The 14,178-nt window shown below is 67.4% G+C and carries 1 protein-coding gene; it reads left to right on the top strand.

Features of this window, described 5'->3' with window-relative positions; translation table 11 throughout:
* The first annotated feature begins 66 nt into the window (after nucleotides 1-66).
* Nucleotides 67-14,136, top strand: a complete 14,070-nt coding sequence (locus ACOKS3_RS04500) for a BapA/Bap/LapF family large adhesin (protein WP_422763347.1) — start codon at nucleotides 67-69, stop codon at nucleotides 14,134-14,136.
* The last annotated feature ends 42 nt before the right edge of the window (nucleotides 14,137-14,178 follow it).

Here is a 14,178-nt window from a genome sequence, read left to right as displayed (position 1 = left end):
TCTCCGGTTACACGGCCATGGGTCGCGCAGGCGGCCCTGTGTACCGAATTCCAGCAGGGAGCACTCATGGACAACATCGTCGTCGCCGACAAGCAATCCGCCGTAGCCACCCAGAATGCCTGGGGCAATATCACCCTCAACAGCCCAGCTGTGGTGCAGATGCCCATCGCTCCCGACCAGGTGGCCACCGTCACCCGGCGCGGCCAGGACCTGATCGTCACGCTCAAATCCGGAGAAAAGGTCACTGTCGGCAATTTCTTTGCCGTAGACCAGGCAGGTGTTGGCAGCGACATGGTGTTCGTTGGCGAAGACGGCACTTTGTGGCACGCCAACTATGACACAACGGCGTTCACTGGCTTCACCTTCGACGAAGTAGCCTCGCTTGACGAACTGGTGGCCGGTATCGGTGTCGCTGGTGACGGCACCTCGACCTTCGCCATCGCCGGCCTCAGCCTGCTTGGTGTCGGCGGCGTGGCCGCAGCGGCCAACAATAGCAGTGGTGGCGGAGGGGGCGGTAGCGCCCCCAGCGACACCACACCGCCCGCCACGCCCATCGACCTGCTGGTTTCGCCTGACGGCCTGCGCCTGAGCGGGCGCGGTGAAGCGGGCGCGACGGTGAAGGTGTTCGACGCCGCCGGCAACCTGATCGGCAGTGGCACGGTGAATGCCGACGGCAGTTTCAATGTCGCCTTGAACACCCCTCAGGCCAGCGGTGAAAACCTCGGCGTCACCCTGACCGATCCTGCGGGTAACGCATCGCAGCCTGGTGCGGTAACCGCACCGGACACCACCGCGCCAGCAGCACCGACGGAGCTGGCAATCAACGCACAAGGCAACACCCTCACCGGCAGCGCTGAACCCGGCTCGACCGTGCAGGTACTCGGTGCCGATGGCGCTGTTCTAGGAAGTGCGGTGGCCGGTGCCGACGGCCAGTTCAGCGTCACCTTGCAGCCGCCACAGACTGACGGCCAACCCTTGCAAGTCACGGTCACCGACCCAGCCGGCAACGTCTCCAGCGCCACCACCATCAGCGCACCGGACGATGGCATCGGCAATCCGCCCGACACCACGCCCCCAGACGCCCCGGCCGGCCTGGTGATCAGTCAGGCCGGTCAGCAGCTCAGCGGCCGCGGTGAAGCTGGTGCCAGCGTGCAGGTGCGAGATGCCCAGGGCAACCTGATCGCCAGCGGCACCGTCGGCGCCGACGGTAGCTTCCTGATCACCCTGAGCCCGGCAGTGAACGATGGCAGCAGTGTCCAGGTGACCCTTACCGACGCAGCCGGCAACGTGTCGCAACCGGGCTCGGTGACCTCGCCCGACCTGCAAGCACCGGCACAGCCCACCGACCTGGCCTTGGTCGATGGCGTGACCTTCAGCGGTAAAGGTGAAGCCAACAGCATCGTGCAAGTGCGCGATGCCGGCGGCAACCTGATCGGTACTGGCACGGTGGGTGCTGATGGCAATTTCAGCATCACCCTCTCCCCGGCCCAGGCCAATGGCGAAGCGCTGGACGTGCGCCTGCTGGATGCCGCTGGCAATACCTCTGCGCCGTTGCAGTTCGACGCCCCTGACATCACCGCACCCAACCCGGTCAGCGGCATTGCCGTGGGCCCAGGCGGCCTGCAACTGGCAGGCAGCGGTGAAGCCGGTGCCACCGTCGAGGTGCGCGATGCCAGTGGTAACCTGCTTGGGCAAAGCATTGTCAGTGCCAATGGCACCTTCATCATCGACCTCGCTCCGGCTGCCCAGCCGGGCGAGCAGCTGAGCATCGTGCAGACCGACGCCGCCGGCAATGCCTCCAGCGCCGTCGATTACGCAGTGCCCAGCACCACCGTACCGACCAGCCCGACTGACCTGACCGTGGCCGCCGATGGCAGCAGCGTCAGCGGCAGCGCCCAGCCTGGTACCCGCATAGACGTGCGCGGTGCGGACGGCACGCTGCTGGGCAACGTGGTGGTCGGTGGCGACGGCACGTTTACCGTCGCCCTCTCCCCGGCACAAGCCAATGGCGAACTGCTGAACGTTACCGCCGTCGATGCCGACGGCACCTCGTCGCTGCCTGCGCAGGTCAGCGCCCCGGACATCACCGCGCCAAGCGCACCTGCCGACCTGGCCGTGAGCGCCGATGGCAGCACCGTCACCGGCCGTGCCGAAGTCGGCAGCACCGTGCGTGTGCTGGCTGCCGATGGCACCACCGTGCTCGGCACCGCCGTGGTCGATGCAACGGGTGTCTTCTCCATTACCCTCACGCCAGCACAGGTCGACGGAGAAGTACTGCAAGTCACCGCCACCGACGCCGCCGGCAACCTCTCCACCGCAGGCAACGTCACCGCCCCCGACGTCGATGGCGGCGACACCACGCCACCCGATGCGCCCACCAACCTGGTGATCGGCCTGGCCGGGCAGCAGCTCAGTGGCCGCGGCGAAGTCGGCGCCAGCGTGCAGGTACGTGATGCCCAGGGCAACCTGATCGCCAGTGGCACCGTCGCCGGCGATGGCAACTTCCTGGTTACCCTGAACCCGCCCGTGAACGATGGCAGCAGCGTACAGGTGACCCTCACCGACGCGGCCGGCAACGTGTCGCAACCAGGCTCGGTGACCTCGACCGATCTGCAACCACCGGCACAACCCACCGACCTGGCCTTGGTCGATGGCGTGACCTTGAGTGGTAAAGGTGAAGCCAACAGCATCGTGCAAGTGCGCGATGGCGGCGGCAACCTGATCGGCAGCGGCACGGTAGGTGCCGATGGCAACTTCAGCATCACTCTCTCCCCGGCCCAGGCCAACGGCGAAACGCTGGACGTGCGCCTGACCGACGCGGCGGGCAACACCTCCGTACCACTCGATTACACGGTGCCGGATATCACCCCACCTGCCGAAGTCAGCAACATTGTGGTCGGCAGTGGTGGCCTGGCCCTGAGCGGGCGCGGTGAAGCCGGCGCCACCGTCGAGGTGCGCGATAGCAACAACAACCTGCTAGGTACCGGCACGGTCGCCGCCAACGGCAGTTTCCTGATCGACCTCGACCCCGCCGCTCAGCCTGGCGAGCGCCTGAGCCTGGTGCAGACCGATGCTGCCGGGAATGCTTCTCCGGCGCTGCAATACGACGTGCCGCTGGCTCAGGTACCGGACAGCCCGAGCGCCCTGGTCATCGCGGCCGATGGCAGCAGCCTCAGCGGCAACGCCCTGGCCGGCACCCGGGTGGATGTGCGCGATGCCGACGGCACCGTGGTGGGCAGCGTGGTGGTTGGCGCCGATGGCACCTTCACCGTCGTGCTCAACCCGGCACAGGCCAATGGCGAACTGCTGGATGTGACAGCCGTCGACACCGCCGGCGGCGTCTCCCTGCCCACTCAGATCAGCGCCCCGGACATCACCGCCCCATCCGCACCCGGCAACCTTACCGTCAGCGCCGATGGCAGCACGGTCACCGGCCGCGCGGAGCCTGGCAGCACCGTACGGGTATTGGCCACCGACGGTACTACCGTGCTCGGCACCGCCGTGGCCGGCGCTTCAGGCACCTTCAGCGTCACCGTCTCGCCCGCGCAAGTCGACGGCGAGCAATTGCAGGTCACTGCCACCGACGCTGCAGGCAACACCTCCACGGCAGGCAACGTCACCGCGCCGGATGTCGATGGCGGTGGTGACACCACTCCTCCGCAGCCCGCCACCGACCTGATCATCAGTGCCGATGGCCGCACGGTTTCTGGCCGTGGCGAAATCAATGCCACGGTCAATGTGCTGAATGACCAGGGCCAAGTGATCGGTACCGGTACCGTGCAAGCCGATGGCACCTTCACCTTGCAATTGACGGCACCGGTGCTCGATGGCTCGTCGCTGCAGGTCACCCTCACCGACGCCGCTGGCAACGTCTCGACACCCAGCCCGCTGACCTCGCCGGACCACCTGGCGCCTGCGCAACCGATCGGGCTCAGCCTGACCGATGGCATCACCCTGGCCGGTACCGCCGAGCCGGGAACCCGAATCGATGTGCGTGATGCCGATGGCAACCTGATCGGCAGCGGCATCGTCGCCGCAGATGGCAGCTTCAGCCTGGTCCTCGCCCCAGCCCAGGCCAATGGTGAACAGCTGTCCATCACCGCCACCGACGCGGCCGGCAACGCCTCTGCGCCGCTGAGCTACACCGCACCGGATACCACCCCGCCGGCAATCATCAACAATGTGGTGGTCGGTGACGGCAGCCTGACGGTTTCCGGCCGCGGTGAACCCGGCGCGACCGTGGAAATCCGCGATGGCAATGGCAACGTCCTCGGCACCGGTGTGGTCGCGGCCAACGGCACGTTCCTGGTCAACCTCGATAACCCGGTCACTGCGGGCGAGGTGCTGGTGCTGATGCAGACCGACGCTGCCGGCAACCCGTCAGTGGCCCTGACGGTCATCGTCCCGGCCACCGAAGTGCCGGAAAGCCCTAGCGGATTGGTGGTCGCCGGCGATGGCACATCGATCAGCGGCAGCGCGCCGGCCGGCAGCCTGGTGGAGGTCCGTGATGCCAACGGCAGCGTGATCGGCAGCGTGCAGGCCGGCAACGATGGCACCTTCACCATCAACCTCAATCCGGCCCAGGCCAACGGCGAACTGCTCGACGTGGTGGCCATCGATGCCGACGGCAACAGTTCGTTGCCGGCGCAGATCAGCGCCCCGGACATCACCCCGCCCAACCAGGCCAGCGACCTGGTGGTGAGCGCCGACGGCGCCACGCTCACCGGCCGCGGCGAACCTGGCAGCACGGTCCAGGTGACCAACGCCCAGGGCACGCTGCTCGGTAGCGCGGTGGTGGGTGCCAACGGCCAGTTCAGCGTTACCCTGGCCCCCGCGCAAACCGATGGTCAGGCACTGGATGTGGTACTGCGCGACGCCGCAGGCAACAGTTCGACCGTCAACATTACTGCCCCGGATACAGATGGCCCGCTGCAGCCTTCCGGCCTGAATGTCGACATCACCGGCCTGCACCTCACCGGCCTGGGCCAGGTCGGCTCGACGGTGACCGTGCGCGCGGCCGATGGCAGCGTACTGGGGACTGCGCTGGTCGGCGCAGACGGGCGCTTCGACGTCACCCTCACTGCGGCGCAGCGCAACGGTGAAAGCCTGACCGTGGAGGCCACCGACAGCCTCGGCAACAGCGCCGGGCCAGTGACCTTCACCGCACCCGACCTCACCCCGCCGCAGGTGGTCGGCAACCCGACCATCGACGGCACGGGCACGACGGTCAGCGGTTCCGGGGAACCCGGCGCCACGGTCACGGTACGCGGGCCGGGCGGCAGCGTGCTGGGCAGTGCGCTGGTGGCCGGCGATGGCAGCTTCGCGGTCACCCTGGTGCCGCCACAGACCAATGGCCAGGCATTGACCATCGAACAAACCGACCTTGCCGGTAACGTTTCTACTGCCGTCGGTTTACCGGCTCCGGATACCCAGGCGCCGAACGCGCCGATAGGCCTGCTGCTGTCGGCCGACGGCGCCGTCGTCACCGGTAGCGGCGAGCCTGGCGCGCAAGTGAAAGTGACCGGCGTCGGTGGCGTGGTACTGGGCACTGCAGTGGTTCAGGCCGATGGCAGTTTCAGCGTGTCCCTCATCCCTGCGCAGCTCAACGGCCAGACCTTGTCCGTCACCCAGACCGATGGCGGCGGCAACGCCTCTGGCGCTGGCACCGTGGTCGCCAGTGACCTGCAAGCACCAAGCCCGGCAGTGGTCCTGGGCTTGGTCAGTGGCGGCACCGTGCTCAATGGTGCGGGCGAAATCGGCACGACCGTGGAAGTGCGTAACAGCGCCGGGCAATTGCTCGGCGACGGCATTGTCGGTGCCGATGGTAGCTTCAGCATCACCCTCAGCCCCCCACAGACCAATGGCCAGGTCCTGTCGGTTGTGCTGATCGACGGTGCCGGGAACAACTCGCCATCGACCTCGTTCACCGCACCGGACACCTCCGGCCCGGCCACGCCGGCTGGCCTGCAGGTCAGCGCCGACGGCAGCAGCGTGCACGGCACCGGCGAAGTCGGCTCGACGGTCGAGGTGCGCAACGCCGCAGGCGACCTGCTAGGCAGCGTAGTGGTGCCTGCCGGTGGCAGCTTCAGTGTGACGCTGACCCCGGCGCAACTCGATGGCCAGACGCTTCAGGTCAGCTTGTTAGACCCCGCAGGCAACGCGTCCACCAGTGCACTGGTCAACGCGCCGGATATCACCCCGCCGGAGCTGCCCGTCGGTCTGTTGGTCAGCCCGGACGGCAGCACCGTCACTGGCAGTGCGCCAGGTGCCAGCTCGGTGACCGTGACCGACCCGAACGGCAACGTGGTGACCGTTGCGGTCAACGGCGACGGCAGCTTCAGCGTGCCGCTGGATACGCCGCTCACCAACGGTGAGACCCTGAGCGTGGTGGTCAGCGATGCAGCCGGCAACGCAACCGCGCCATCCACCGTCACCGCGCCCGACACCACCCCGCCCGCCCCGGCCGCCGACGTCACGGTCAGCCCCGACGGCGGCACCATCAGCGGCAGCGCCGAGCCTGGCACAACGGTCATCGTGCGCGATGGCAACACCGAGCTGGGCACCGGCACCGCCGGGCCGGATGGCACCTTCGTGATACCGGTCAACCCGCCCCTGGTCACCGGCGACACGGTGCAAGTGGTGGTACGCGATGGCGGTGGCAACGAAACCTCGATCAACGTCAGCGGGCCTGACGGTACCGAAGTGGCCACGCCATCCGCCCTGTCGCTGAGTGCCGACGGTTTCCTGCTGACCGGCGAAGGCACGGTCGGCTCACTGATCACCGTTACCTCCGGCGGCACCACCCTGGGCACTGGCACGGTCGGCACCGATGGCGTCTTCCATATTTTCTTCGCCAGTGCCCTGCTCAATGCCCAGACCCTGCAGGTCACCGCACGCCTGTCGGTTGGCGGCAAACCGTCGGTGCCGGCGATCATTGTCGCTGCCGACGCCACTGCACCGGATGCGCCGAACCTACTGGCCCTCGACCGCACCGGCAACACCTTGACCGGCCACGGTGAAGTGGGCGCCACGGTACGCGTGGTCGATGCCCAGGGCACCGTGCTAGGCACGGCGACCGTGGCCAGCAACGGGCTGTTCAGCGTTAGCCTGGTGCCGCCCCAGGCCAATGGCCAAAACCTCACCATCACCCAGGCCGACGCCGCCGGCAACGTTTCATTGGCGGCCACGCTGCAAGCGGCCGACCTGCAGGCGCCGAACGCCGCCACTGGCCTGAGCCTGAACAGCGCCGCCACCGTGGTCAGTGGCCAGGGCGAAGCCGGTGCGACCGTGACCGTGCGTGACGCCAACGGCGCCATTCTGGCCACCGGCACGGTAAACCTGAGCGGGCAGTTCCAGATCACCCTGCCCAGCGCGCAGACCACCGGCAGCCCGCTGCAGGTGACCCTGACCGATGCTGCGGGCAACGTGTCCGGCCCTGCCAGCCTGGCGACGCCGGACCGCACGCCACCCGCCGCAGTTGGCAACCCGGTACTCAGTGCCGACGGCAAGCAGTTGTCCGGCAGCGGCGAAGTAGGTGCCACCGTGCAGGTGCGCAATGCCGCCGGCACCGTGCTGGGGAGTGCCATCGTGGGCGCCGACGGGCGCTTCACTGTGACATTCGACACGCCGCAGATCAGCGGCCAGGCGATTGGCGTGAGCCAGGTGGACGCCGCTGGCAACGTGTCGCCCGCCATCAGCCTGGTGACTCCAGACCTGACCGCGCCAACCGCGTTGACCAACGTGGTGCTCAACAACAACGGGCTCACCCTCACAGGCCTCGGCGAAGCCGGTGCCAGCGTGACCGTGCGCGGCGCGGATGGCACCATCATCGGCACCGGCCTGGTAGCAGCCAATGGCAGTTTCATCCTCACCCTCACCAGTGCCCAGCTCAATGCCCAGCACTTGAGCGTGACCCAGACCGACGCCAGCAACAACACCTCCATCGCCGTCAGCGTCATAGCCCCTGACCACACGCCACCCGCAGCGCCGAGCGCACTGGCCCTGTCCAGTGGCGGCCTGCAGCTGAGCGGTAACGCCGAAGCAGGCAGCACCGTGACCGTGCGCGATGCTGCGGGCAATGTGCTGGGCAACGCCGTGGCCACCAGCAACGGCACCTTCCAGCTGAGCTTGAGCAGCGCGCAGAACAACGGCCAGACCCTGCAGGTGACCGCCACCGATGCCGCGGGCAATGTCTCGACTGCCGCATCCTACACGGCCGCCGACACCACGCCGCCTGCCGCAGTCGCCAGCCTCGCCGTCGCTGCCAATGGTGCGACGCTGGCGGGGACCGGCGAGGTCGGCGCCACGGTCACCGTGCGCGCACCGGACGGCACGATCCTGGGCACCGCGGTCGTCGGTGCCGATGGCCACTTCAGCGTGACCTTGATCCCTGCCGCCGGTACCGGCGAAATCCTCAGCGTGACCCAGGCTGATGCCGCACTGAACACTTCCCCTGCATTGACGGTCACCGCACCCGGGATCACCGCGCCGGACATACCCGGCAACCTGGTGTTGTCGGCCAATGGCCTGGCCGTCACCGGCACGGCCACGCCGGGTACCACGGTCAACGTCTATGGTCCCTCAGGCGCGTTGCTCGGCAGCGCACCGGTGGGCAACGATGGCACCTTCACCGTCACCCTCGGCAGTGCCCAGGCCAACGGCGAAATACTGCATGTGAGTGCGGTGGGCACCGACGGTGGCGTTTCGCTGCCAACCACCCTGCAGGCACCGGATACCACCGCGCCGCAACCGCTGAGCAACCTGGTGCTGTCCGCCAATGGCCTGGTACTGACCGGCCACGGGGAAGCCGGCGCCACCGTTGCGCTCACCGGCCTCGGCGGGCTCGCGCCGGGCACCGCAGTGGTCGACGCCAACGGCAACTTCACCCTCAACCTCAGTGCCGCTCAGATCAACGGGCAACTGCTCAGCGCCGCGCAAACCGACGCCGCCGGCAACGAGTCCAACAGCATCAGCCTCACCGCGCCAGACCGGGTGGCACCGGATGCAGCGGCCAACCTGGCATTCGCCGGGGGCGGCACACTGCTCAACGGTACCGGCGAAGCCAATGCCCTGGTCAAGGTCGTCGCGCTCGACGGCAGCGTGCTGGGCACTGGCGTGGTCCTGGCCAACGGCACCTTCCAGGTCGCCCTGCTCACGCCGCAGGCCAACGGCCAGCAAGTGCAGGTGGTGCTGACCGATGCCGCCGGCAACCAGTCCACCGCCGCCGCCATCACCGCGCCGGATACCACGCCACCGAATGCGCCCAGCGAATTGGCCATTTCCAGTGATGGCGTGACCATCACCGGCCGGGGCGAAGCGGGGGCATCGGTCACGGTCCTCAACCCGCTCGGCCAAACGATCGGCACGACGCTGGTCGATGCCAGCGGTCACTTCACCATCACCCTCAGCCCGGCATTGGGCAATGCCGAACTGCTCAGCTTTACCCAGACCGACGGCGCCGGCAACGTATCGGCCGTCGCTACCCTGCAGACACCGGACTTCACCCCACCGGACCTGCTCACCAACGTCGCCATCAACGCCGACGGCAGCGTGGTCACAGGTTCCGGCGAACCGGGTGCGACCGTTACCGTGACCAACGCCGCAGGCGTACTGCTGGGCACCACCCTGGTGCTCGCCGACGGCAGCTTCCGCGTCACCCTGGCCCCCGCGCAGATCAACCAGCAGGTGCTGTCGGTACAGCAGGCCGACCCGCCCGGCAACATCAGCGAACCGGTCTCGGTCAACGCACCGGACCTGACCCCGCCAGCTGCGGCGGCCTCGCTGCACCTCAATGCCGCCGGCGACCAGCTCAGCGGTACCGGCGAAGCCGGCACCACGGTGCGCGTCTACGTCGGCACCACCGAGCTCGGTACAGCCACGGTCGCGGCCAATGGCACCTTCGTGGTCAACCTCAGCTCGGCACAGCTCAACGGCCAGCTGCTGCAGGTCACCCTGACGGACGCAAGCCAGAACATCTCACCAATCAGCGCCCTCACCGCCGTCGACATCACCCCACCGGCTACGGTGCTCGCCGCCCTCAACGCCAGTGGCACGCAGATCAGCGGCACTGGCGAGGCCGGCGCGCACGTCACGGTGATGAACAACCTGGGCAACCAGGTCGGCCAGGGCACCATTGCCGCCGATGGCAGCTTCGTGATCACCCTCACAACTGCGCAGGTCAACGGCCAAGTGTTGAGCGTCATCGCCCAGGACGCTACCGGCAACCCGTCCATACCTTTGCAACTGACCGCACCGGACCTGACTCCACCCGTGCAGCCCGGCAACCTGGTCCTCACCGGCGGCACATTGCTCACCGGTACGGGCGAGGTGGGCAGCACCATCACCGTACGCGCCCCGGACAACTCTGTACTGGGCACTGTCACGGTGCCGGCTGGCGGCATCTTCACCGTCACCTTCGCAAGTTCGCAGAGCACTGGCCAGCTGTTGACTGTGGTGTCGACCGATGCCGCTGGCAACGCCTCGCTGCCGGCCACCTATCAGACCATCGACACCGTGCCACCCACGGCGGTCACCAACCTCGCCGTCAACAACACCTACAACATCCTCACCGGACGCGGCGAAGCCGGCGCGAACGTGACGGTCAGCTTCGGCGGCGTGGTGATCGGCACGGGCCGAGTCGACAGTGGCGGCAACTTCTCAATCAACCTGTCGCCAGCACCGGGTTCGGCCGCATCCCTGGCCGTCACGCAAACCGACGCTGCCAACAACACCTCGGCGGTGGCGACCTTTATCACGCCACTGATTCCGCCACCCGAGCCACCCGTCAACGTGGCGCTGGCCGCCAACGGCCTGACCCTCACTGGTACCGCCGCCAGCGGCACGTCGATTCGCGTCTACGACGCCGCCGGCAACCTGATCGGCAGTGGCTTGGCCAACATTGGCAACGGCGGTTTCAGCATCACCTTGAGCGCCGCCCAACTCAACGGCCAGCACTTGTCCGTGACCTCGGTTTCGCTGTTGGGCGGTGAGTCGCAGCCAGTGTTCCTGACAGCAGCCGACATCACGCCACCGGCCAACCCGGTGGTCACCGGGCTGTCGGCCAACGGCCTGGTGCTCTCCGGTACCGGTGAAGCCGGCGCCACGGTGACCGTGCGCGATGCCAGCGGCAACCTGCTCGGCACCGGCCTGGTCAATGGTGGTGGGATATTCAGCATCAACCTGGCCAGCGCTCAGCTCAACGGCCAGGTACTGAGCCTGACACAGGCCGACGCCGCCCTGAACATTTCCGGCGCCACCAGCTACACCGCACCGGACGTTCAAGCCCCGCTGGCACCGACCAACCTGGCGATCAACGGTGCCGGGACGGTACTGACCGGCGTAGGCGAACCGGGCGCGACCGTTACCGTGACCAACGCGGGTGGCACATCGCTCGGCACGGCAGTGGTGCTGGCCAACGGCACCTTCAGCGTCAACCTGACCGCCACCCAGAACAACGGCCAGGCCCTGGTGGTGCGCCAGACCGATGCCGGCAACAATGTTTCGGCCAGTACCGGCATCACCGCCCCGGACACCACCCCACCTGCCGCGCCGGTGGCCAACATCAACGCCAACGGCACCACGGTCAGCGGCTCTGGCGAAATCGGCAGCACGGTGACCGTGCGCAACAGCCTGGGCACCGTGCTCGGCACCGCCACGGTAGGCAGCAACGGCCTATATGTGGTCAGCCTGAGTGCGGCGCAAATCAACTTCCAGGCATTGAGCGTCACTCTCACTGATGCCGCCGGCAACACCTCCACCGCCACCGCGCTGAACGCGCCGGACCTCACCCCTCCGGCCAACGCGGCCAACCTGGTGATCAGCGCCGACGGTACCACCCTCACCGGCACCGGCGAGGCCGGCGCCACGGTCACGGTACGCAGCGCCAGCGGCACCGTGCTGCAAACCGCGACCGTGCAACCCAATGGCACCTTCACCGTCACCCTGAGCCCGGCCCAGGACAACGGCCAGGTGCTGTCGGTAACCTTGACCGACCCACGCAGCAACGTCTCCGGCAACGTCAACATCACCGCCCCCGACGTCGATGCCAACGCCCCAGTCATTGCCAGCAACAACCTGGCCACCGCCACCGTCAACCTGGCGCCGGTCACCGCCAGCACCACCTACACCGACAGCTTCACCACCCTGTTGTCGGGCTTCAGCAAGACCTACACCTGGACGGTGGCGCCTGGCACCACGGTCGACCCGACCCTGACGCTGACTACCAACAGCGTGCTGGCGTTGCTTAACAACTCAACCTTTACCCTGCAGGTGAAGGATGCCTCCGGCGCCTGGGTTACCATCGCCACCGGCAACACCCAAGGGCTACTCGACCTGATCGTGCTGCCGCTGGGGCTGCAGGTGGACATCGGCAAGCTGCAGGCCGGTGACTATCGCCTGACCGTGGCCAGTGGCGGCATCGGCCTGGTGACCCAAGTCACCACCAGCCTGGACATCGAAGCCACCAGCCTGACCCAGTTCACCGGCACCGGCACTGCCGCCTCGGGCAACGTCATCACCGACCCCGGCACCAATGGCGTGGTCGACTCCCTCGGCCCGGACAGCGGCGCCGTGCTGAAGATACTGGTCAACGGCAGCTACGTGACCGCTGCCAGTGGCCCGGGCACCACGGTGCAGGGCCAGTACGGCACCCTGGTGATCCATGCCGACGGCAGCTACACCTACACCCCAAGCGGCAGCCCGTCGAGCGTCGGCAAGGTGGATGTGTTCAGCTACGAGCTGGTGCACCCGAACGGGCTGACCGCCACAGCCAACCTCTACGTACGCATCGACAGCCCACAGGCCACGGAGGTCTGGAACGACAGCAACCTCAGCGCACCGGCCACGGTGGTGGATGCCGTCAACGACATCGACAGCAGCCACATCACCCTGGCCAACCGGGTCGACAGCAGCAGCGCCACCCTGGGTTCGCTGACCCTGCCGCTGATCGGCTCGCGCTCGGCCACCTACACCACCACGGTGGCCACCGATACCACGGCCAACCTGCAGGTGGTGGTCAACTCGGCCAACCTGCTGAGCCTGCTCAACGGCACCACCATCCAGCTGCTCAAGCTCAACACCAGCACCGGCCAGTACGTGTTGGTGCAGTCGGTCACGGGCAGCTCGCTGGTCAGCCTGCTCGGTGGCGGCTCCGGCTACACCTTCCAGAATCAGGGCGCGGGCACCTATCACATCGTGGTCAGCGCCGGCGGCATCGGCCTGGCAAGCTCGATCACCACCAGCCTCAACACCACCACCACGTACCTCACCGAGTACGTGGTCAGCAGCGCCACGGTGGCCAGCGGCAACCTGATCACCGACCCGTCGGGCTCCGACACCTTGGGTTCGGCATTGACCGTGCTGAGCGTGCTGACGGCCGCCAACACCTTCACCATCCCCGGCCACAACGGGGTCAGCGTGGCCGGCACCTACGGCACACTGCTGGTGCATGCAGACGGCAGCTACACCTACACCCTCAACAGCGGGCTGACCTCGGCAGTGATCGGCCAGCACGATACCTTCACCTATGAGCTGACCCACCCTAACGGCACCACCGACACCGCCACGCTGACCGTCAACCTGGATAACGCCGCCGGCCTCACCACCTTCTCCGCGCTGGTGGCCAACACCAGCGACGACAGCGTGGCCGTGGCCAGCGTCGCAGCTTCAGCCTCCAGCGAGGTTATCGCCGGCACCGACGGCAACGACCACCTGATCGGCAGCCAGGGCGGGCACATCAGCCTGGAAGGCGGCGCGGGCAACGACACCCTCGAAGTGGTCGACCAGAACTTCGCCAGCGTCAATGGCGGCACCGGTACCGACACCCTGCTGTGGGGCGGCGGCGATGCCAGCATCGACCTGGGCACCCTGGCTGACCGTATCCACAATATCGAGGTGATCGACCTCAACGACACCAGTGCGGTAGCACTGACCCTCAACCTGGCGGACGTGGTGAAGATCACCGAAACCGGCAACGACACGCTGATCATCAAAGGGGATGACAAAGACTCGGTGCACATGACGGACAACTGGACCCTGGTCGGGAACCAGAGCGTCGACGGCATCGACTATAACCAGTACACGGCCCAGGAAGACCCAAGCCACCACCTCTGGGTGCAGAACAGCATCCATGTCGTCTGAGGCCGCTGCAACCCGCCGGGCACACTGCCTGGCGGCAAGGAC

This window comes from Pseudomonas sp. HS6-2, assembly GCF_049325675.2.
Taxonomy (GTDB): Bacteria; Pseudomonadota; Gammaproteobacteria; order Pseudomonadales; family Pseudomonadaceae; genus Aquipseudomonas; species Aquipseudomonas putida_N.
Note: the sequence above shows the minus strand (reverse complement) of the source record. Positions and strands in the feature narration are given on the sequence as shown.

Excerpts from the sequence above, each read along its gene's own strand:
- ACOKS3_RS04500 (WP_422763347.1), top strand. The coding sequence starts at position 67 with ATGGACAACATCGTCGTCGCCGACAAGCAATCCGCCGTAGCCACCCAG.